This window comes from Roseicella sp. DB1501, from assembly GCF_013112485.1.
Taxonomy (GTDB): Bacteria; Pseudomonadota; Alphaproteobacteria; order Acetobacterales; family Acetobacteraceae; genus Paracraurococcus.
This window is the reverse complement of record NZ_JABFHG010000010.1, coordinates 181071-202218: the sequence shown is the minus strand read 5'-3', so window position 1 is coordinate 202218 and position 21148 is coordinate 181071. Positions and strand designations below refer to the sequence as shown.

Annotated in this window: 22 protein-coding genes; 14 read left to right on the top strand and 8 right to left on the bottom strand. The window is 72.9% G+C overall.

Annotated elements, in window-relative coordinates:
- Window positions 1-65 precede the first annotated feature (65 nt).
- The 6 genes from infB (at window position 66) to HJG45_RS19770 (ending at window position 9103) form a co-directional block, all read left to right on the top strand.
- Entirely contained in the window at window positions 66-2906 is a 2841-nt protein-coding gene (gene infB, locus HJG45_RS19795) for a translation initiation factor IF-2 (protein WP_171614211.1), read from the top strand.
- An 86-nt stretch (window positions 2907-2992) separates the two neighbouring features.
- Window positions 2993-3424 carry a 30S ribosome-binding factor RbfA gene (gene rbfA, locus HJG45_RS19790; protein ID WP_171614209.1) on the top strand — a complete coding sequence of 144 codons (432 nt, stop codon included), beginning with the start codon at window positions 2993-2995 and terminating at the stop codon, window positions 3422-3424.
- Window positions 3425-3533: 109 nt separating this feature from the next.
- A complete protein-coding gene (truB, locus tag HJG45_RS19785) occupies window positions 3534-4496 on the top strand; it encodes a tRNA pseudouridine(55) synthase TruB (RefSeq protein ID WP_171614207.1) in 963 nt (320 codons plus the stop codon).
- 46 nt (window positions 4497-4542) lie between these two features.
- Window positions 4543-4815 carry a 30S ribosomal protein S15 gene (gene rpsO, locus HJG45_RS19780; RefSeq protein ID WP_111471170.1) on the top strand — a complete coding sequence of 91 codons (273 nt, stop codon included), beginning with the start codon at window positions 4543-4545 and terminating at the stop codon, window positions 4813-4815.
- 572 nt (window positions 4816-5387) lie between these two features.
- Window positions 5388-7613: a polyribonucleotide nucleotidyltransferase gene (pnp, locus tag HJG45_RS19775; protein ID WP_171614205.1), complete on the top strand. Its 2226-nt coding sequence runs from the start codon at window positions 5388-5390 to the stop codon at window positions 7611-7613.
- Window positions 7614-7702: 89 nt separating this feature from the next.
- The gene (locus HJG45_RS19770) at window positions 7703-9103 is read left to right on the top strand and encodes a nitronate monooxygenase (protein WP_171614203.1); all 1401 of its coding nucleotides are present in this window, start codon (window positions 7703-7705) and stop codon (window positions 9101-9103) included.
- A gap of 73 nt (window positions 9104-9176) precedes the next feature.
- Here the strand turns inward: HJG45_RS19770 and HJG45_RS19765 are convergent, their stop codons facing one another.
- The 4 genes from HJG45_RS19765 to HJG45_RS19750 form a co-directional block, all read right to left on the bottom strand.
- Window positions 9177-10118: an NAD(P)-dependent oxidoreductase gene (locus HJG45_RS19765; protein WP_171614194.1), complete on the bottom strand. Its 942-nt coding sequence runs from the start codon at window positions 10116-10118 to the stop codon at window positions 9177-9179.
- Window positions 10119-10223: 105 nt separating this feature from the next.
- On the bottom strand, window positions 10224-10754 hold the full coding sequence (locus HJG45_RS19760; protein WP_171614192.1) for a gamma carbonic anhydrase family protein: 531 nt from the start codon (window positions 10752-10754) through the stop codon (window positions 10224-10226).
- A 58-nt stretch (window positions 10755-10812) separates the two neighbouring features.
- Window positions 10813-11034 (bottom strand): DUF2934 domain-containing protein, encoded by a 222-nt coding sequence (locus HJG45_RS19755; protein ID WP_171614190.1) that lies wholly within the window; start codon window positions 11032-11034, stop codon window positions 10813-10815.
- A gap of 237 nt (window positions 11035-11271) precedes the next feature.
- Window positions 11272-11592 carry a CidA/LrgA family protein gene (locus HJG45_RS19750; protein WP_171614188.1) on the bottom strand — a complete coding sequence of 107 codons (321 nt, stop codon included), beginning with the start codon at window positions 11590-11592 and terminating at the stop codon, window positions 11272-11274.
- Window positions 11593-11767: 175 nt separating this feature from the next.
- Between HJG45_RS19750 and HJG45_RS19745 the strand changes: the two genes are divergently transcribed.
- From HJG45_RS19745 to HJG45_RS19710, 8 genes are all read left to right on the top strand, one after another.
- Window positions 11768-12646 (top strand): TauD/TfdA family dioxygenase, encoded by an 879-nt coding sequence (locus HJG45_RS19745; RefSeq protein ID WP_171614186.1) that lies wholly within the window; start codon window positions 11768-11770, stop codon window positions 12644-12646.
- 10 nt (window positions 12647-12656) lie between these two features.
- A complete protein-coding gene (gene coaBC, locus HJG45_RS19740; RefSeq protein ID WP_171614184.1) occupies window positions 12657-13907 on the top strand; it encodes a bifunctional phosphopantothenoylcysteine decarboxylase/phosphopantothenate--cysteine ligase CoaBC in 1251 nt (416 codons plus the stop codon).
- On the top strand, window positions 13904-14065 hold the full coding sequence (locus HJG45_RS19735; protein ID WP_171614182.1) for a hypothetical protein: 162 nt from the start codon (window positions 13904-13906) through the stop codon (window positions 14063-14065). Before coaBC ends, HJG45_RS19735 begins: the two co-directional genes overlap by 4 nt.
- Before the next feature lie 63 nt (window positions 14066-14128).
- Entirely contained in the window at window positions 14129-15283 is a 1155-nt protein-coding gene (gene solA / locus HJG45_RS19730; protein ID WP_171614180.1) for an N-methyl-L-tryptophan oxidase, read from the top strand.
- A 52-nt stretch (window positions 15284-15335) separates the two neighbouring features.
- Window positions 15336-15803 (top strand): dUTP diphosphatase, encoded by a 468-nt coding sequence (dut, locus tag HJG45_RS19725; protein WP_254452644.1) that lies wholly within the window; start codon window positions 15336-15338, stop codon window positions 15801-15803.
- A gap of 32 nt (window positions 15804-15835) precedes the next feature.
- The gene (locus HJG45_RS19720; RefSeq protein WP_171614176.1) at window positions 15836-16675 is read left to right on the top strand and encodes a molybdopterin-synthase adenylyltransferase MoeB; all 840 of its coding nucleotides are present in this window, start codon (window positions 15836-15838) and stop codon (window positions 16673-16675) included.
- Window positions 16676-16684: 9 nt separating this feature from the next.
- Window positions 16685-17068 carry a DsrE family protein gene (locus HJG45_RS19715; RefSeq protein WP_171614174.1) on the top strand — a complete coding sequence of 128 codons (384 nt, stop codon included), beginning with the start codon at window positions 16685-16687 and terminating at the stop codon, window positions 17066-17068.
- Window positions 17069-17157: 89 nt separating this feature from the next.
- Window positions 17158-18051: an SH3 domain-containing protein gene (locus HJG45_RS19710; protein WP_171614172.1), complete on the top strand. Its 894-nt coding sequence runs from the start codon at window positions 17158-17160 to the stop codon at window positions 18049-18051.
- A 36-nt stretch (window positions 18052-18087) separates the two neighbouring features.
- Here HJG45_RS19710 and HJG45_RS19705 read toward each other — a convergent pair whose 3' ends face one another.
- The 4 genes from HJG45_RS19705 to HJG45_RS19690 form a co-directional block, all read right to left on the bottom strand.
- Entirely contained in the window at window positions 18088-18471 is a 384-nt protein-coding gene (locus HJG45_RS19705; RefSeq protein ID WP_171614170.1) for a hypothetical protein, read from the bottom strand.
- Window positions 18472-18570: 99 nt separating this feature from the next.
- On the bottom strand, window positions 18571-20235 hold the full coding sequence (locus HJG45_RS19700; RefSeq protein ID WP_368040642.1) for an alpha-amylase family glycosyl hydrolase: 1665 nt from the start codon (window positions 20233-20235) through the stop codon (window positions 18571-18573).
- A gap of 292 nt (window positions 20236-20527) precedes the next feature.
- Window positions 20528-20722 (bottom strand): heavy-metal-associated domain-containing protein, encoded by a 195-nt coding sequence (locus HJG45_RS19695; protein ID WP_171614168.1) that lies wholly within the window; start codon window positions 20720-20722, stop codon window positions 20528-20530.
- Entirely contained in the window at window positions 20719-21111 is a 393-nt protein-coding gene (locus tag HJG45_RS19690) for a MerR family transcriptional regulator (protein ID WP_171614337.1), read from the bottom strand. The genes HJG45_RS19695 and HJG45_RS19690 overlap by 4 nt, the downstream gene beginning before the upstream one ends.
- Between the last annotated feature and the right edge of the window lie 37 nt (window positions 21112-21148).

Below are 21148 nucleotides of genomic sequence, written 5' to 3'. Positions count from 1 at the left end.
CGCCCCGCGGCATGTTCCTTGGCACGAGTGGCATGACGGCAGACGGATCGGGTTCGGACCAGAGAATGAGCGACCAGAACGACCAGGATGCGGGCAAGAGCAGGCTGAGCCTTCGGCCGGCTGGCGGCCGCCTGGAGCTGGGCAAGACGGTGGATGCGGGCAGCGTCCGCCAGAGCTTCAGCCATGGGCGGAGCAAGACCGTACAGGTCGAGGTGGTGAAGAAGCGGACGATGGCGCCGGCGCCGCGGCAGGCGGCCGGCCCGGCCGCCCCGGTGCCGGCCGGCGGCGGCCCGCGCCCGGCCAATCCGGGGCGCCCTGGCGGCGCCCAGGCGCGCGGCCCGGCCCCCGCCGGCAACCGGCCGCTGACCGCCGCCGAGCAGGCGGTGCGCCAGCGCGTGCTGGAGGAGCAGCGGCGGCTCGAGGCGCAGCGCCAGCGGGAGGAGCGGGAGCGCCAGGCGCTCATGGTCCGCTCCGCCGCCGAGGAGGCGCGTCGCCGCGAGGAGGAGGAGAAGCGCCAGGCCGAGGAGGTGGCGCGCCTCGCCGAGGAGGAGGCCGCCCGCGCCAGGGCGGAGGCTGAGGAGGCCGCGCAGCGTGCCGCCGAGGAAGCGGCGCAGCCGCCGGCTGCCGAGTCGGCCGCTCCGGCGCCAGCCCAGGCCCAGCCGGCGCAGGCTGCGGCACAGACCCAGGCATCGCCCGCGCCGGCGGCCCCGCCGCGGGCGGCGCCGCTGCGGCCGGTGACGCCGCCGCTGCGCACGCCCGGCCGTCCCGGCCCGGTGCCGGTCGGTGTCGCCGCCCAGCGGGCGCGGCCCGGCGGCCCGGCGCAGCCCGCGGCGGCCGCTCCGGGCGCGGCGCCCGGCGCCGCCGCCAACAAGCTCTCGCTCCGTCCCCGGACGGAGGAGGAGGACGACCGCAGCCGTCCCGCCGTCCGCCGCCCCGGCCTGCCGGCCGCGGCGCCGAAGAAGCCCGCCCTCGCTCCGGCGAAGAAGGGCCTGCCGGGCGCCGACCGGCGCGGCGGCCGCATCGACGTGCAGGCGGCGATCGAGGGCGAGGACGAGCGCAGCCGCTCCATCGCCTCGCTGCGCCGCGCCCGTGAGCGCGAGCGGCGGCAGCAGGAGCTGGCCCGCCTCCGCTCGGGCACCGAGCGGGTGGTGCGCGACGTCATCGTCCCCGAGGCGATCACGGTGCAGGAGCTCGCCAACCGCATGGCCGCCCGCGGCGGCGAGGTGGTGAAGGCGCTGTTCCGCATGGGCGTGATGGCGACGCTGACCCAGACCATCGATGCCGACACCGCCGAGCTGGTGGTGCAGGAGTTCGGGCACCGCGCCCGCCGCGTCTCGGAATCCGATGTCGAGCTCGGCCTTGAGGGCGCGGTCGACGTGGAGACCGACCTGCAGCCGCGGCCGCCGGTGGTCACCATCATGGGCCATGTCGACCATGGCAAGACCTCGCTGCTGGACGCGCTGCGCCAGGCCGATGTGGCGGCGCACGAGGCGGGCGGCATCACCCAGCACATCGGCGCCTATCAGGTGACGGTGCCGGATGGCGGCAAGGTGACCTTCATCGACACGCCGGGCCACGCCGCCTTCACGGCCATGCGGGCCCGCGGCGCGAGCGTGACCGACATGGTCGTGCTGGTGGTGGCGGCGGATGACGGCGTGATGCCGCAGACCATCGAGGCCATCAACCACGCCCGCGCGGCCAATGTCCCGCTGATCATCGCGGTCAACAAGATCGACAAGCCGGGCGTCAACCCGGACCGCGTGCGGCAGGAGCTGCTGCAGCACGAGGTGGTGGTCGAGAGCCTGGGCGGCGAGACGCAGGAGATCGAGGTCTCCGCGACCAAGAAGATCAACCTCGACAAGCTGCTCGAGGCGATCGCGTTGCAGGCCGAGATCCTCGACCTGCGGGCGAATCCCGACCGCGCCGCCGAGGGCACGGTGATCGAGAGCAAGCTCGATCGCGGCCGCGGGCCGGTGGCGACGGTGCTGGTGCAGAAGGGCACGCTGCGCCAGGGCGACATCGTGGTGGCCGGCGCCGAATGGGGCCGGGTGCGGGCGATGCTCGACGACCGGGGCCGCCAGCTGAAGGAGGCGTCGCCCTCCCTGCCGGTCGAGATCCTCGGTCTCTCCGGCGTGCCGGGGGCGGGCGAGAATTTCGTCGCGGTCGAGGACGAGACCCGGGCGCGCGAGATCTCCGAGTACCGGCAGCGGCGCGCGCGCGAGAAGAGCTCGGCGGCCGCCGTCGCCGGCCGCGGCACGCTCACCGACATGCTGGCCCGCATCCAGGCGGGCGAGCAGAAGGAGGTGGCCGTGGTGGTGAAGGCCGATGTCCAGGGCTCCGCCGAGGCGATCGGCGTGACGCTGGGCAAGATCGGCAACGAGGAGGTGCGCGTGCGCGTGCTGCACTCGGCGGTCGGCCAGATCACCGAGAGCGACATCCAGCTCGCCAAGGCGTCCAATGCCGTGGTCGTCGCCTTCAACGTCCGGGCCACGTCCCAGGCGCGGGAGCTGGCGCAGCGCGAGGGCGTCGACATCCGCTACTACTCGATCATCTACGAGGTGGCGGACGACATCGAGAAGATGTTCAAGAGCCGGCTGGCCCCGGTGCAGCGCGAGAACTTCCTCGGCTACGCCACCATCCTGCAGGTCTTCGAGGTCAAGCGCGTCGGCAACGTGGCGGGCTGCCGCGTGACCGAGGGCGTGGTGCGGCGCGGCGCCGGCGTGCGCCTGCTGCGCGACGGCGTCGTCATCCACCAGGGCGAGCTCAGCACGCTCCGGCGGTTCAAGGACGACGTGCGCGAAGTCACCAATGGCTACGAATGCGGCATGTCCTTCGCCAACTACAACGACATCCGCGTCGGTGACCAGATCGAGTGCTACGAGACGGAGACGGTGGCGGCGGCGTAAGCCGGCGCCCCACTCCGGCGTTGAACCGGGGCGCGGCGCCGCAAGGTGCCGCGCCCTTTGCTATCGAGAAAGAGGGTTCCAACCCCATGACCAAGCGGCACGCCAGCCATGGCGAAGGCCCGTCCCAGCGCCAGCTCCGCGTCGCGGAGGAGGTGCGCCACGCCCTCGCCGCGCTGTTCGAGCGGCGCGACTTCCGCGACCCCGACCTCGCCAACATCCATGTCACCGTCACCGAGGTCCGCGCCTCGCCCGACCTCAAGCACATGACCGCCTTCGTCAGCGGCCTCGGCAAGGATCTGCCGGAGGCGCAGTTCCGCGCCCTGAAGCGCGCCGCGCCCTTCCTGCGCGGCCAGGTGGCGAAGTCGGTGCGGCTGAAATACGCGCCCGACCTGCATTTCCAGCCCGATACCGCGCTCGACTATGCGATGCAGATCGACCGCGCCCTGCGCCAGCCCGAGGTCGCGCGCGATCTCGGACCTCGCGAGGAGGGGCCGCGCGAGGAGGACGAGCGTTCCTGAGCCGCGCCTCCGACCAGCCGCCCGTCTGCCTGCCGTACCGCCGCCCGCGCCGCCGGCGCGCGCGATCCCGGGCCATGCCCCGCAGCCCATATCCAGAAGACACGCTCCGATGTCCCGCTTCCAGCGCCGCAAGCCGAAAGGCCAGCCGATCGATGGCTGGCTGATCGTCGACAAGCCCACCGGCATGGGCTCCACCGATGTCGTCAACCGCCTCAAGCGGCTGTTCCAGGCGCAGAAATGCGGCCATGGCGGCACGCTCGACCCGCTGGCGACCGGCGTGCTGCCGATCGCCTTCGGCGCCGCCACCAAGACCGTCCCCTATGTCATGGACGGCACCAAGACCTACCGCTTCACGCTCCGCTTCGGCGAGGCGCGCGACACCGACGATGCCGATGGCCAGGTGATCGCCACCAGCGAGGCGCGGCCGGAGGATGCCGCGATCGAGGCGGCGCTGCCCGCCTTCCGCGGCGACATCATGCAGGTGCCGCCGATCTATTCCGCCATCAAGGTGGCGGGCGAGCGCGCCTATGACCTGGCGCGCGAGGGGCAGGCGGTGGAGCTGGCGCCGCGCCCGGCGCGGGTGGACCGCTTCGAGCTGGAGAGCCGGCCGGATGCCGATAGCGCCATCTTCCTCGTCCAGAGCGGGAAGGGGGTCTATATGCGCTCCCTCGCGCGCGACCTGGCGCGGGCCTGCGGCACGGTCGGCCATATAGCCGCGCTCCGCCGCATGCGGGTCGGCCCCTTCCACGAGGCGACGGCGATCCCCCTGGACAAGCTCGGCCAGCCGGGCGATACCCCGCCCCCTTCTCCGGACCTCCTGCTGCCCGTGACGACCGCGCTGGCCGACATCCCGGCGCTGGCCCTCACGCAGGCGGAGGCCATGCGGCTGCTGCAGGGCCAGGCCATCGGCCTGGTCGAGCTGATGGGCCGCATTCCGGGCGAGGCCAACCCCGATGGGGGGCTGGTCCGCGCCATGGCGAGGGGACGGTTCGTGGGGCTCTGCCGCCTGGACTCCGGCCTCGTTGTGCCGGAACGCCTGGTGGCGCAGGAGAGCCTCGCGGCCGGCGGTTGAAGCATGCCGAGGCCTCGAAGGGCCCGGCCAACAGGAGAACAACCCGATGTCGGCAGTGTCCGCCGAGCGCCGCAAGGCGCTGATCGAGCAGTACCAGACCAAGCCGGGCGATACCGGCTCGCCGGAGGTGCAGGTGGCCCTGCTCTCCGAGCGCATCTCGGGCCTGACCGAGCACCTCAAGACCCATGCCAAGGACTTCCACAGCCGGCGCGGCCTGCTGGTGCTGGTCGGCCAGCGGCGCGGGCTGCTGGACTACCTGAAGCGCAAGGACCAGGGCCGCTACGAGCGGCTGATCGCCAGCCTCGGCCTGCGCCGCTAGCCATGGCCCCCCTTGCCGGCCCAGGGCGCGGCAGGGCTGGGGATGGTTACACCGGAACGTGATCCTTGCATCGGGGGGCAGCGGCCTGCCCGATGCCCCGTCCGGTCTGAAAAAACCGTGGCAATCCCGAGCGGGATTGGCCATATGACGCCGGCGATCCTGGGACTGGCCCATCTGGCCGTGGCATCCGGGATCACCGCCGCGAGCGCGGCGGGCTGACAGGACGAGCCGCGACCCCTGCCCGGGACGATGCGGCGTTTCCGGCCACATGGATCCCCGGCGACGGGGGCGGGCGTCCCCGAAGCGGGGCGGTTCGCACTCCATGCAGCCCGAAGCGCCGGATTCGATCCTCTGGGCCCGGTTTCTTGGGAATTCCCACAGGGCCCCGAGAGACGGGCGTCCGGCCGAGGACTGCCAACCCACCGCGTCGCACCCTCCGGACCGCCGGCCGCCTGCGGCCGGCCATCCGGGTTTGAAGCCATGCCGTGTCCCTCCCGCACCGGGTCGGGACCGGCCGGACCGCGATGCGGGGGCAGGGTCCCCCGGCCGCCGGTCCCGCGAAGGAACGACGCATGTTCGAGACCTATTTCCGCAAGGACATCGCCTGGGGCGGCCAGCTCCTCATCCTCGAGACGGGCAAGATCGCCCGCCAGGCCGATGGCGCCGTCCTGGCCCGCCTCGGCGACACCATCGTGCTCTGCACCGCGGTCGGCGCCCGCTCGGTGAAGCCGGGCCAGGATTTCTTCCCGCTCACGGTGAATTACCAAGAGAAGGCCTTCGCCGCGGGCAAGATCCCGGGCGGCTTCTTCAAGCGCGAGGGCCGGCCCTCCGAGGCCGAGACGCTGATCTCCCGCCTGATCGACCGGCCGATCCGCCCGCTCTTCCCCGAGGGCTTCCGCAACGAGGTCCAGGTCGTCGCGACCGTGCTGTCGCACGACATGGAGAACGACCCCGACATCGTGGCGATGGTCGGCTGCTCGGCGGCGCTGACGCTCTCCGGCATTCCCTTCTTCGGCCCGATCGCCGCCGCCCGCGTCGGCTATGTCGACGGCCAGTACGTGCTGAACCCGACCATCGCGCAGCGCCAGCAGAGCGCGCTCGAGCTCGTTGTCGCCGGCACGACCGAGGGCGTGCTGATGGTCGAGTCCGAGGCGCAGGAGCTTTCCGAGGACATCATGCTCGGCGCCGTCGAGTTCGGCCACAAGGGCTTCCAGCCGGTAATCCAGGGCATCATCGAGCTCGCCGAGCGTGCCGCCAAGGAGCCCTGGGCGCTGCCCGAGCCCTCCGCCGCCGAGGTCGCGCTGAAGGCCCGCATCGCCGAGCTCGGCCGGGCGCAGATGGCCGAGGCCTACAAGGAAACCCAGAAGCTCCTCCGCCAGGGCAAGGTGGCCGAGGCGAAGAAGGCGGTGCTCGCCCAGCTCGAGGCCGAGGGCGCCGATACCGGCGCCGCCAAGGGGCTGCTGAAGGATCTCGAGGCCGAGGTCGTCCGCAACGCCATCCTCGACACGGGGCTCCGCATCGACGGCCGCGACACCAGGACGGTGCGGCCGATCGTCGCCGAGGTCGGCGTGCTGCCGCGCGCCCATGGCTCGGCGCTCTTCACCCGCGGCGAGACGCAGGCGCTCTGCGTGGCGACGCTCGGCACCGGCCAGGACGAGCAGATCATCGACGCGCTGCCGGGCGAGTACCGGGAGCACTTCATGCTCCACTACAACTTCCCCCCCTACAGCGTGAACGAGACCGGCCGCATGGGCAGCCCGGGCCGGCGCGAGGTGGGCCACGGCAAGCTGGCCTGGCGCGCGGTGCATCCGGTGCTGCCGGAGAAGGAGAAGTTCCCCTACACGCTGCGCGTGGTCTCCGAGATCACCGAGAGCAACGGCTCCTCCTCCATGGCGACCGTCTGCGGCACCTCGCTGGCGCTGATGGATGCCGGCGTGCCGCTGAAGCGCCCGGTCGCCGGCATCGCCATGGGGCTGATCAAGGAGGATCGCGGCTTCGCGGTGCTCTCCGACATCCTCGGCGACGAGGACCATCTCGGCGACATGGACTTCAAGGTGGCCGGCACGGAGCAGGGCGTGACCTCGCTCCAGATGGATATCAAGATCACCTCCATCACCTTCGAGATCATGCGCCAGGCGCTCGGCCAGGCGCGCGACGGCCGCATCCACATCCTCGGCGAGATGGCCAAGGGGCTCTCGGGCGTGCGCGGCGACGTGGCGCAGAACGCGCCGCGCATCACCGTCATCAACGTGCCGAAGGAGAAGATCCGCGACGTCATCGGCTCCGGCGGCAAGGTGATCCGCGAGATCACCGAGAGCACCGGCACCAAGGTCGATATCGAGGATGACGGCACCATCAAGGTGGCGGCGACCTCGCCGGAAGCGGCGCAGAAGGCGATCGACTGGATCCGCGGCATCGTGGCCGAGCCCGAGGTCGGCGTGATCTACACCGGCAAGGTGGTGAAGACCGCCGATTTCGGCGCCTTCGTGAACTTCCTCGGTGCCCGCGACGGGCTCGTGCACATCAGCGAGCTGACCAACGAGCGGGTGAACCGCACCACCGACGTGGTCAATGTCGGCGACGCGGTGAAGGTGAAGGTGCTGGGCTTCGACGACCGCGGCAAGGTGAAGCTCTCCATGCGCGTGGTCGACCAGGCGACGGGGGCCGACATCACCGAGCAGGTCGGCGCCCGCCGGCCGCGCAACGAAGGCGAGGGCGGCGACGACCGGCCGCGCCGTGACCGCAACGACCGCAGCGGCGACCGGCCGCGCCGCGACCGCAACGAGGCGGCGGAATAAGGCAGGCGATCCGGCGGGCCGGGGGCTGCAACCCGCCCCGGCCCGCCCAATTTCTTTCGGATGGACAGCTCGGTTTCGAGGGTGGTGGCGTGAAGGCGATCAACGCGATCCGCATGGGCGGCGTCGAGGTGCTTCCCCTGGTCGAGGGCGGCAAGGGCGTGGCTGTCTCCAACGGCGCGACCTGCGGCGGTTGGGCCTCGGGCGGTGGCGTCGGCACCTTCTCGGCGGTCAATGCCGACAGCTACGGCCCCGAGGGCGAGGTCATCCGCCAGGTCTATTACGGCAAGACCCGCCGCGACCGGCATGAGGAGCTGGTCGCCTACGGCATCGCCGGCGGCATCGCCCAGGCGCGCGAGGCGCATGAGCGGGCCGGCGGCCGCGGCCGCATCCACGCCAACATCCTCTGGGAGATGGGCGGGGCGGAGCGGGTGATCCGCGGCGTGCTGGACGGCGCCAAGGGGCTGATCCACGGCATCACCTGCGGCGCCGGCATGCCCTACCGGCTGTCCGAGATCGCCCGCGAGCATGCCGTCCACTACTACCCGATCGTCTCCTCCGCCCGCGCCTTTGGGGCGCTGTGGAAGCGCAGCTACCACAAGGCGAAGGAATGGCTCGGCGGCGTCGTCTACGAGGATCCCTGGCTGGCCGGCGGCCATAACGGCCTCTCCAATTCCGAGGACCCGACCCGGCCGGAGGACCCCTATCCCCGCGTCCTGAAGCTGCGGCAGCAGATGCGCGAGCTCGGCCTCGGCGACGTGCCGATCATCATGGCCGGCGGCGTCTGGTGGCTGGAGGAGTGGGAGGACTGGATCGACAACCCGGAGCTCGGGCCCGTCGCCTTCCAGTTCGGCACCCGCCCGCTGCTGACGCGGGAGAGCCCGATTCCGGATGCCTGGAAGCAGCGTTTGCTGACGCTGAAGCCGGGCGACGTGCTGCTGCAGCGCTTCTCGCCGACGGGCTTCTATTCCTCGGCGGTGCGCAACGACTTCATCCGCGAGCTCGAGGCGCGCAACGAGCGGCAGGTGGCCTATACCGCCGAGCCGGTCGGCGACCACACCGCCGAGTTCGGCGTCGGCCCGCGCAAGCGCAAGGTCTGGCTGACCCCGCACGACCTGGAGCGGGTGCGCGGCTTCGAGGCGCAGGGCTTCGTCGAGGCGATGCGCACGCCGGACAACACGCTGATCTTCGTGACGCCCGAGAAGCAGACGGAGATCGTCAAGGACCAAGTGGATTGCATGGGCTGCCTCTCGGCCTGCCGCTTCTCCAACTGGTCGCAGCATGGGCCGGATTACGACACCGGCAAGAAGGCGGACCCGCGCAGCTTCTGCATCCAGAAGACGCTGCAGGACATCGCCCATGTCGGCACGACCGAGGACAATCTGATGTTCGCCGGCCACAACGCCTATCGCTTCGCCTCGGACCCGTTCTACTCGAACGGCTTCATCCCGACGGCGAAGCAACTGGTCGAGCGCATCCTGACGGGGCGCTGAAAACGCCTCACGACGTCGCCGCTGGCCTGAAGCCTGTCTCGGCGAAGCCGCGGCAGGGCAACGGGGGCGGCGGTCAGTCCGTCGCGCCCTGCGCCCGCAGCGGCGCGCCGGTCCAGCCCTCGTAGAGCTTCGCCACCGTCGTCATGTCGGCCTGCGCGCCCTGCGCCGCCTCGGTCATCGCCCAGATCTCCCGCGCCAGACCGGTGAGCGGCGCCGGCACGCCGAGGGCGGCGCATTCCGCCATGGCCAGCGCCATGTCCTTATGGGCGATGCGGTTGGTGGAGCCGACATCGAAGCGCCCGGTCAGCACCGCCCGCGGATACTTGGACTCGGTCGAGCTGTTGCGCCCGGTGCCGGCATTGATCACCTCGCACATCAGCGCCGGGTCGAGCCCCGCTTTGGCGCCGAGCGAGAGCGCCTCGGCGGTCAGCACCATGCCGGCGAGGGAGAGCAGGTTGTTGGCGAGCTTCATCGCCTGACCGAGGCCGGGCGCCTCGCCCACCGTGAAGACGCGGTTGCCCACCACCTCCAGCACCGGCCGGGCGGCCGCGATCGCCGCCGGCGCGCCGGCCGCCATCACCGCCAGCACCCCGGTCCGCGCGCCGATCGCGCCGCCGCTGATCGGGCTGTCGACCAGCGCGACCCCGCGCGCCGCCAGCCCGGCGGCGATGCGGCGGATCGCCTCGCCGCCGATGGTCGACATCTCGACATAGGTGCGGAGCGCATGGCCGGGGGCGGAGGCGACGCCGTCCTCGCCCAGGGCCACCGCCTCCGAGATCGCCGTGCCGGGCAGGCAGGCGAGGACCAGCGGGCAGCGGGCGCCGAGCTCCCGCGCGCCGCCCCTGACCGGCACCGCCCCGGCGGCGGCGGCCTGCGCCATTGCCTCCGGCCGCACGTCGTGGACCAGGATGCGGCGGCCCTGGCCCGCCGCCCCCTCCCTTGCCCAGGCGGCGAGCCGCGCCACGATCGGCCCGCCCATGGAGCCGAGGCCGAGGAAGCCGATATCGTCGGTCATGGGTGCGTCCCTCCCTGGATCACCGTCATGCCGACTGTGCCGCGCCGGGCCGCCGCGGGACAGGCCGGCAAGGGCGGCTCGCCGGCGACGCCCCCCGGCGAGGGATCAGCCCACCACCCGCAGCCCGGCGGCGAAGGCCTGCCACTTCGTCACGTAATGCGTGGCGGAACGGCGCAACTCGGCCTCGATGCCGGGATCGAGGGTCCGCGCCAGCTTGGCCGGGCTGCCGACGATGAGCGAGTAGTCGGGGAATTCCTTGCCCTCGGTCACCAGCGCATTGGCGCCGACGATGCAGAAGCGGCCGATCCGCGCCCGGTTCAGCACCGTCGCCCCCATGCCGATCAGCGAGCAATCACCGATGGTGCAGCCATGCAGGATGGCGTGGTGGCCGACCGTCACCTCCGATCCCACGGTCAGCGGCGTCCCGGCATCGGAATGCAGCATCACCCCCTCCTGAATGTTGCTGCGGGCGCCGATCGCCATCTCCTCGTTGTCACCGCGGATGACGGCGCCGAACCAGACCCCGACATCCTCGCCGAGCGTCACCCGGCCGATGACATGGGCATCCGGCGCCACCCAGTAGCGGCCCGCCGGCGGCAGGCGCGGCGCGACGTCGTTCAGGGCGTAGATGGGCATGCGGCATCCTCCTCCGCCCCGTCATAGAACCCTTCGCCCGGCCGCGGAAACCGCCGCCTCAGCCGCGGCCGATGCCGGTCTGCGGCGTGTTGCCCGGCGGGTCGCTGGCCGGGAAGCTCTCGCGGCCCATCTCGTCGAGCTCGGCCTCGCTCTCCGCCTCGAGGCGGCTGGCCAGCGCCCAATGCGCCTCCGCCCGCCCCTCGGGCCGACCCTCCGCCTCCCAGAGATGGTAGGCCCGGTCGCGGATGCGCTCTTCCAGCGTGGAACGGTTCGCGGTCATTGCGCCCTCCTGTTGCTGCCCCTTCGACGCCGCGTCGGTGCCGGGCGTTCCGCTCCGCGTGATCAACCGCCCGCCAGCAACCGCCAGAGCAGCGGCAGCAGCAGGGGCCGTCGCCAGCGCGTTCAGCCCCGTGGCGAGGCCGCTGAAGGCGCCGGCCGTGACATTGCGGTCAGCGCCGCCAGCGGGTCGCGGGCGAGATAGACCCGGATCTCGGCCAGTTCCGGCATCGCCAGACCCTCAGCCGAGCCGGCGCAGCAGCGCCTGCGCCAGCCGCCCGGTGGCGGTGCCCAGTGGCGGCGCTCGGTGGAAAACATTGCGAAGAGCGTGCCGGTAGAGCATCACCCCGGCTCCGGCCGGCACGAAGAGCAGGCCGAGATTGCCGAGCAGCGCATCGGCGGCCGCGCCGAGGGCGGGCGGCGGCGCCCGGCCGCGCAGGACGAGGCTGGCGACGAGCAGCGCCATGCCGAGCACCGGCCTGGGCACCGGCAGGTGCAGCGCCCGCACCAGGATCTCGCCGGCGAGCTGACAGAGGAGCAGGGTGGCGAGCGCGGCGCTCATGCGGGTCTCCGGGCCGGGAACGGGAGGCCAGGACGATGCCCGGGACCGCCGGCTGCAAATGCGCCGCGCCGCGGGTCGGCGAGCCCGCCGCCGGGGCGCGACGGCGCCCGCTTCCAGCCGGGTTGGGGGCAGGCTAGCTTCCCGCTCGACGCACGTCCCGGCAAGGAAGACCGCCATGTCCTCGCTCAGCGCCCTCAACGGCCCTCGCATCAAGGCCCAGCTGGAGGCCGGCCGGCCCTACGAGACCATCCGCATCGACCGCCTGACGCCGCTGATCGGCGCCGAGATCGGCGGCGTCGACCTCGCCGCGCCGACCAACCACCAGATGGAGGAGATCCACCGGGCGCTGGCCGAGCACCTGGTCATCTTCTTCCGCGACCAGCAAATGACGCAGCGGCAGCACCTCGATTTCGGCCGGAAATTCGGCGAGCTGCACCTGCACCCGGCGGCGCCGCACGAGCCGGGGCACCCGGAGCTGATGATCATCAAGGCCGACGAGAATTCGGTCCGCGCCAATGGCGAGGGCTGGCATTCCGACGTCTCCTGCGACGAATACCCGCCGATGGGCAGCATCCTCTACATCCGCGAATGCCCGCCCGCCGGCGGCGATACGCTCTTCGCCAGCATGTATGCGGCCTATGATGCGCTGTCCGACCGGATGAAGGCCTATCTCGACGGGCTCACCGCCGAGCATAGCGGCGAGCATGTCTATCGCGGGATGTTCGCCAGGGAGGGCGTCGCCGACAAGCCGAGCTACCCGAAGGCGGTGCATCCGGTGGTGCGCACGCATCCGGTGACGGGGCGCAAGGCGCTCTACGTGAATCGCGGCTTCACGACGCATATCCTCGGCATCCCGCGCGACGAGAGCGACGGCATCCTCGGCTATCTCTACCAGCACATGGAGAACCCGCTGTTCCAGTGCCGCTTCCGCTGGCAGCCGAACTCGGTCGCCTTCTGGGACAACCGCTGCGCCCAGCACCGCGCGATGTGGGACTACTGGCCGCACCGGCGCTACGGCAACCGGGTGACGGTCAAGGGCGAGCGGCCGGTCTGATCGCGCGCCGATGCTGACCGATCGCCACATCCTGCTCGTCGTCTCGGGCAGCATCGCCGCCTACAAGGCGCTCGAGCTGGTGCGCCTGCTGCGCAAGGCGGGCGCCACGGTGACCGCCATCCTCACCGCCGGCGGCGCCCGCTTCGTGACCAGGGAGGCGCTGGCCGGCCTCACCGGGCAGCGCGTGCATGACGATCTCTGGGCCGCCGAGGCGGAGATCGGCCATATCCGCCTGGCGCGGCTGCCCGACCTCGTCCTGGTGGCGCCCGCCTCGGCCGACCTGCTGGCGCGGATGGCGCAGGGGCTGGCGGACGACCTCGCCACCACCGTGCTGCTGGCGACGCGCGCGCCCGTCCTCGTCGCCCCGGCGATGAACCCGGCGATGTGGGAGCATCCGGCGACGCGGGACAACATGGCGCGGCTCGCGGCGCGCGGCGTGCGGGTGGTCGGCCCGGGGGTGGGCGCCATGGCCGAGCCGGAGAGCGGGCCGGGACGCCTGGCCGAGCCGGAGGAGATCCTGGCCGCCGTCGCGGCGCTGCTCGCCCCGCCGGCCGCCCCGCCAGCCGCCCCGTCGGTCGAACGGGCGCTCAACCAACCGCTCGCCGGGCGGCACGCGCTGGTCACCGCCGGGCCGACGCATGAGCCGATCGACCCCGTGCGCTACATCGCCAACCGCAGCAGCGGCCGGCAGGGCTATGCCATCGCCGCCGCGCTCGCCGCGCTCGGCGCCCGGGTGACGCTGGTGAGCGGCCCGACCGCGCTGCCCGACCCGCCCGGCCTCGTCACCTGCCGCATCGAATCCGCGCGCGAGATGCTCGCCGCCTGCGAGGCGGCGCTGCCGGCCGAGATCGCCGTCATGGCCGCCGCCGTCGCCGACTGGCGGGTGGCGCGGGCGGCCGGGCAGAAGATGAAGAAGGAGCCGGGGGCCGGCGCGCCGGTGCTGGAGATGGCGCTGAACCCGGACATCCTGGCGACCATCGCCCGGCATGCGATGCGGCCGCGCCTCGTCATCGGCTTCGCCGCCGAGACCGAGCAGGTGGTGGCGCATGCGATCGAGAAGCGGCGGCGCAAGGGCTGCGACTGGATCGTCGCCAACGACGTCTCGGGCGAGGTGATGGGCGGGGCGCGCAACACCGTCCACATCGTCACCGCCGAGGGCGTGGAGGACTGGCCGGAGCTGCCGAAGGACGAGGTGGCGACGCGGCTCGCGGCGCGGATCGCGGCGAGGCTCGGTGGAGCGGATCGGGCGGCGCGGCCATGACCGGCCTGCACATCCGGCAGGCGATCATGCCGGAGGACATCCCCGCGATATCCGGGCTCTGGGCGCAGCTCGGCTGGGGGCGGGACGATGCCGAGGGCCGGCGCCGCGCCGCGCAGGCCCGTCTCACGGCCCGTGTTCCGGGCGCCCTGGCCGGTTGACGCCGTCCCTCGCCAGGCCGCGCCGGCATGGCAGAATGCCGGGCGGCGGATCGGGGGAGTGCCATGGCGTTCGACGTCATCGTGGTCGGCATCGGCGGCATGGGCAGCGCCGCCGCCTGGCAGCTCGCCCGGCGCGGCCAGCGCGTGCTCGGGATCGAGCGCTTCGACATCCCGCACGCCATGGGCTCCTCGCATGGCGTCACCCGCATCATCCGCCTGCCCTATTACGAGGACCCGGCCTATGTGCCGCTGCTTCGCCGCGCCTATGCGCTGTGGCGGGAGCTGGAGGCGGCGACCGGGGAGCGGGTGCTGTTCACCCATGGCTCGCTCGATGGCGGGCCGGAGGATGGCGAGGTCTTCCAGGGCGCGCTCGCCTCGGCCCGGCTGCACGGCCTGCCGCATGCGGTGCTGACCGGCGCCGAGGTGAACGAGCGGCATCCCGGCTACGCCCTGCCGCCCAACATGCGCTGCGTCTTCCAGCCCGAGGGCGGCTATGTGATGAGCGAGCGCGCCATCGTCGCGCATGTCCGCGCCGCCCAGGCCGCGGGCGCCGAGATCCATGCCCGCGAGCGGGTGCTGGGCTGGGAGGCGCGACCGGGAGGCGAGGGGGTGGTCGTCACCACCGATCGCGCCCGCTACGAGGCCGGGCGGCTGGTGCTGACCGCCGGCGCCTGGATGGCCGATCTGGCGCCGCTGCTGCGGGGCCTCGCCGTGCCGGAGCGGCAGGTGCTGGCCTGGCTGCAGCCGCAGGCGCCCGAGCTCTTCACCCCGGAGCGCTTCCCGGTCTTCAACCTGGAAGCGGAGGAGGGACGCTACTACGGCTTCCCGGTGGTCGAGGTGCCGGGCTTCAAATTCGGCCGCTACCACCACCGAGGCGAGACCATGCCCGCCGAGTCCATGCGGCGCGAGGTGGATGCCGAGGACGAGGCGTTGCTGCGCGCCTTCGCCGGGCGCTATTTCCCGCAGGGCACCGGCCCGACCATGGCGCTGCGCGCCTGCATGTTCACCAACACGCCGGACGAGCATTTCCTGCTCGACCACCATCCGGCGCATCCCCAGGTGGTGCTGGCCTCGCCCTGCTCCGGCCATGGCTACAAATTCTGCAGCGTGGTGGGGGAGGTGCTGGCCGACCTCGCCACCGGCGACGGCGGCACGCGGCACGGGATCGGCTTCCTCCGGCTCGGCCGGCTGCGGGAGGGTGCGCCGGCCGGGGCTTGACCGGCACCGCGTTTCCGGGCGCAAGGCCTGCCGGGACATGAGGGGTGCGGCGATGCCGGCGGTCGAGCTGAAGATCCTGGACGAGCGGCTGCGCGGCTGGGGCCTGCCGCGCTACCAATCCGCCATGGCGGCGGCGATCGACCTGCATGCCTGCCTGGACGCGCCGGTCGAGCTCGCGCCCGGCGCGCCGCCGGCGCTGATCTCCGCCGGCTTCGCCCTGCACATGGCCGATCCCGGCCTCGCCGCCCTGGTGCTGCCGCGCTCCGGCATGGGCCACCGGCAGGGGCTGGTGATGGGCAATCTCGTCGGGCTGATCGACCCCGACTATACCGGCCCGATCATGGTCAGCGCCTGGAACCGCAACGGGCCAGGCACGCCGCCGATCCGCCTCGCCCCCGGCGACCGCTTCGCGCAGCTCCTCTTCGTGCCGGTGCTGCGGCCGGATTTCGCGGTGGTGGAGGAGTTCACCGCCCCGTCCGAGCGCGGCGCCGGCGGCTTCGGCTCGACCGGGCACCGGTAGCACAGCGCCCGTTCGCGCCCCATATCGCCGCCATGGACCTCGATTTCACCGAAGCCGAACTGCAGCGCTATTCGCGGCACATCCTGCTGCAGGATGTCGGCGCCATCGGCCAGGCAAAGCTGCGCGCTGCGCGGGTGCTGATCATCGGCGCCGGCGGGCTCGGCGCGCCGCTCGCCCTCTACCTCGCCGCGGCCGGGATCGGCACGCTCGGCCTCGTCGACCACGACGCGCTGGAGCTCTCCAACCTGCAGCGGCAGGTGATCCACAGCACCGCCCGGCTCGGCCGCAACAAGGCCGAGAGCGCCGCGGAGACCCTTGCAGGACTCAACCCGGAGGTGCGGGTCGAGGTGCATGCGACCCGTCTCGACGCCGCCACGGCGGAGGCGCTGATCCCGCGCTACGACATCGTCTGCGACGGCACCGACAATTTCGAGACCCGCTTCCTGCTCGGCGATGCCTGCCACCTGCTCGGCCGGCCGCTGGTCTCGGCGGCGGTGCTGCGCTTCGAGGGGCAGCTCTCCACCTACAAGTCGCATCTCGGCCCGCCCTTCCCCTGCCAGCGCTGCCTGCATCCGGAGCCGCCGCCGCCCGGCCTGGTGCCGAGCTGCTCCGAGGCCGGGGTGCTCGGCGCCGTCACCGGCGTGATGGGCACCTTGCAGGCGACCGAGGTGCTGAAGGAGATCCTCGGCATCGGCGAGGGCCTGGCCGGGCGGCTGCTGCTCTGGGACGCGCTCGACATGCGCTTCCGCACGGTGAGGCTGCGGCGCGATCCGGGCTGCGCCCTCTGCGGCGAGGGCGCCAGCATCCGCGACCTCTCGGCGCATGGGCAGGCCCAGGGGGCCCCGGCGCCGCTCGCCTGCAGCCTGGCCTGAAGGCGCCAGATGCCAAGGGAGGCGCCGCCGCTCGGCATCCTGCTGCTCTCGGGCGGGCATGAGCGGGCGCATTACGCGCTGGTGCTGGCGACCGGGGCGGCGGCGCTCGGGCGGGCGGTGACGCTCTTCGCCAGCAATGCCGGCTGCCGCCTCTTCCTCGCTGCGGCGCCGCTGCCGGAGGAGCCGCGCGAGGCGGCGCTCGCCGCCCGCGGCGTCGCCGGCATCGCCGAGCTGCTGGCCGCGGCCGAGGAGCTCGGCATCCGCCGCATCGCCTGCGAGGCCGGGCTGCGCGCCGAGGACATCCCCGCCGCGGCGCTGCGGCCGGGCGTGGAGGTGGCGGGCGTGGTCACCTTCCTCGCCGCCGTCGGCGAGGGGCAGATCGTCACCCTCTGACCGTCCCGCGGGACGGCGCCGCGCGGGGATCGCAGATCGGTGAAGGGTCGCGCTTGACCCGAAGCGGCCGGGCTTGGCATGTCGATGCCGTGACCCGCCCCCTGCACGCCGCGCTTCCCGCCCTTCTCCTCCTCGCCTCGCCGGCCTTCGGGCAGAGCAGCCTCGGCCAGGCGGGATCCCTGCCGCCGCCGCGTGCCGCCGCGCCGGCGCCGCCCGCCGCCCCGGCCGCGCCGACTGCCCCGGCCGCCGCGGAGAAGCCGCCGCGGCCGAGGCCGCCCGCGAAGGCGGCCGAGAAGCCGGCCGAGCGGCGCGGGGAGAAGACGGCGGAGAAACCCCCCGAGAAGCCGGCCGAGAAGCCCTTGGCGCGCGCCACCCCGACGCTGCAGCCGCGGCCCGGCGCCAGCAATTCCGCCAAGCCGGCGAGCCCCGCTGCGGCGGCCCGGCGCAAGCCCGCCCCGGCCGCCGCCACCGCGGCCGGCGTCGCCGCCGGGGCGGTCGCCGGGGCGGCGGTGCCGCCCCCGCCCGCGCCCGCCGCGCCATCCCGGCCGAGCGTCGGCCCGGCCACTGGCCTGCCGCTGCCGCGCTTCGCCGCGCTCGGCTCCAACCAGGTGAACCTGCGGATCGGCCCCGACCTCCGCTACAAGATCGAGTGGACCTACCAGCGCAAGGACTTGCCGGTGCAGATCGTGGAGGAGCACGAGCACTGGCGCCGCATCCGCGATCCGGAGGGGACCGAGGGCTGGGTGCAGCGGCCGCTGCTCACCTCGCGCCGCAGCTTCCTGGTGCAGGGCGAGGAGCGGGCGCTGCGCAGCCGGCCGGAGGCGAATGCCGAGCCGGTCGCCCGGCTGAAGCCCGGCGTCATCGGCATGATCCGGCATTGCGAGGCGGAGAGCGCCTGGTGCGAGGCGCGGGTCGGCGACTATCGCGGCTGGATCCGCCGCTCCGAGATCTGGGGCGTGGCGCCGGACGAGGCGATCAATTGAATCCCCGCGACGGCGCGCAGCGACGTCGCAGGGAGATTACTGCGGGATGATCTGCCCGCTCTCGCCGTTGCAGCTGCAGAAGCTGCCGACCGCCGAGGGCGCCACCTGACAGAGGCCGCTGAAGCTGCGGCAGGTCGGGCTGACCGCGTTCGGCCCGCCCGGCCCGAGGCCCAGCGGCACGATGACCTTCCCGGCATCCTGCCGCCCCTGGACCGAGCAGAAGCAAAGCGAGCCGGGCGGCGCCGGAGGGGTGGCGCAGATCCCGAAGGCGGTCTCGCATTGCGTGTTGCGCTGCGCCCAGGCGGGCGTCCACCCAGGCATCCCGGCCAGCAGGGCGCCGGCCAGCGTCGCCAGGGCAAGGCGCCGCGCGATCCGGGCTGCTGATGTCTGCATCATCTCCGGCACGATCCCATTCGCCATTCTGCATCCGGGGCGACGATCCGCCATCCCCGCCGGCGCAGCCTCGGCGGGAAAGGTGGCAAAAGGAAGGACCGGCCGGGCGCGACCGGTCCGCTGGTCCTACTTCGCCGCGACGAGCTGCCGCGCCGTCGTCTCGGCCGGGACCAGCAGGGCGAAGCCATGCGCCGGCAGCACGCCGCCCGGCGCGCCATGGCCGCCGAGCCCGGCATGGCCCGTCGCCAGCTCGGGCGGCAGGGTGGCCGGCGCGTCGGAGAGGTTGAAGACCAGCGTCACTCGTCGACCCGCCGCCTCCCGCCGGAAGCCGAAGAGCGGCGCCGGCAGGTCGAGCGGGGTCGCCGTGCCGTGCCGCAGCGCCGGCTCGTCGCGGCGCAGCCAGAGCAGGCCACGGGTGAAGCGCAGCGTGCTGGCCGGGTCGCGCTCCTGCGCATCGACGGCGAGGGCGCGATGCGCCGCCGGCACCGGCAGCCAGGGGCAGGACCAGGCCTCGGTGAAGCCGGCGAAGCGATCGCCCGCCGCCCAGGGCATCGGCGTGCGGCTGCCGTCGCGGCCCTTGAATTCCGGCCAGTAGGTGATGCCGAAGGGGTCGCGGATCTCCTCCTCCTGCAACTGCGCCTCGGGCAGGCCGAGTTCCTCGCCCTGGTAGAGGCAGGCGCTGCCCGGCAGGGTCAGCAGCAGGGCGAGCAGCAGCCGGGTGAAGCCGGCCTCCGCCCGGCCGCCCGGCGCCCAGCGCGAGGCGGCGCGCTCCACATCGTGGTTGGAGAAGGACCAGCAGGGCCAGCCGCGCGCGCAGGTGGCGATGGCGTCGCGCAGCAGCGCCTCGAGCGTCGGGTGGTCGAAGCCCTGCCGCAGCGGCCGCAGCGTATAGGCCAGGTGCAGCAGGTCCGGCGCGCCGGTATAGGCGGCGATGCGGTCGAAGGCGCCGTCCTGCGAGGAGACCTCGCCGAGCGCGACGGTGCCCGGATACTCGTCGAGCAGGGCGCGGATGCGCCGCAGCACGCCCATGCTGGCGGGCTGGATCATGTCGCGGTCGTGCCGCTGCAGGGCGAAGAGCTTGGCCGGCACCTGGCCGCCTGGCATCGGTGCCGCCGGGTTGCTGCGCAGCGCCGGGTCATGCGTCAGGAAGTCGACGGCATCGAGGCGGAAGCCGTCCACGCCGCGGTCGAGCCAGAAGCGCGCGACATCCAGCAGCGCCTCCATCGCCTGCGGGTGCTGCAGGTTCAGCGTCGGCTGCGAGGGCAGGAAGTGGTGCAGGAAATACTGCCGCCGGCGTGGCTCCCAGCTCCAGGCGCTGCCGCCGAAGACGCTGAGCCAGTTGTTCGGCGGCGTGCCGTCCGGCGCCGGATCGGCCCAGACATACCAGTCGGCGGTGGGGCCGCTGCGGCCGCGGCGGCTGGCGGCGAACCAGGGATGCTGGTCCGAGGTATGCCCGCCCACCAGGTCGACCAGCAGCTTCAGCCCGCGCGCATGCGCCGCCTGCAGCACCCGGTCGAAATCCGCCAGCGCACCGAAGGCCGCGTCGATCGCGCAGTGGTCCGAGACGTCATAGCCGAAATCCCGCTGCGGCGAGGCATAGACCGGGCAGAGCCAGATCCCGTCCACGCCGAGCCGGGCGATGTGGTCCATGCGTTCGAGCAGGCCCGGCAGGTCGCCGATGCCGTCGCCGTCCGAATCCGCGAAGCTGCGGGGATAGACCTGGTAGAGAACCGCGCCGCGCCACCATTCCGCCTGCTGCACACCGAACCTCGCGCGCTGGTGGAGAACCACCGGTGAACCTGCGAGGATTGATTGCGATATCGAGAGAGTCTGTCCAGCGAAATGAAACTAAGCATTGCATGATGTCGGGGCGACTGTGACATTTAGGTTATAAAAGCCTTCGCCCCGGCCGCGCCCCCGGCGTCGGGCGCTCTACCAACGGCATGAATGCTCATCCATGCCGAGCGCCCGAACGGGCGCCGCCACCAGTGCGGCGTAGCCAAGCAAACCGGAGGTGTGCGCCCGGCGCCAAAGGGGCACTGAATGGCGGTCGTTGATGTGTCAATATGAACGGCCGCGAGTGTCAAGCGGCGACCTTGTAGCCCTCCTCGGCGATCAGCGCCGCGACGCGGTCCCGGGGCAGGCTGGTCTCGGCCCGGACCAGCCCGGCGGCGAGATCGACCTGCACCACCGCCTCCGGGTCCTCGCCCCGGATCGCCTCGGTCACCGCGCGCACGCAGTGGCCGCAGCTCATGCCTTCGACCTTGAGCTCCATCATCCCTGTCGTCCTTCGAGTTCGTCGAGAATCGGGCAGTCGGGGCGGGCATCGCCGTGGCAATGCGCCGCCAGGTGCTTCAGGCTGTTCGCCACCGACTGCAGCACCCGCGCCTTCTCCTCCAGCGCCGCGACATGCGCCAGCGCCAGGCGCCGCACCTCGGCGCTGGCGCGGCCCCGGTCGTGCCAGAGGGCGAGCAGCCGGCGGATGTCCTCCAGCGGGAAGGCGAGGTCGCGGGCATGCCGGATGAAGCGCAGCACGGCGAGGTCGGGCTCGGCATAGCGGCGGTAGCCATTCGCCTGCCGCGCCGGGCGCAGCAACCCGATCGCCTCGTAGTGCCGGATCATCTTCTCCGACACGCCGGTCGCGCGCGCCGCCTCGCCGATCGTCACCGCGCCGGTCATGTCCTGGCCTCAATCGCCGGCGTCC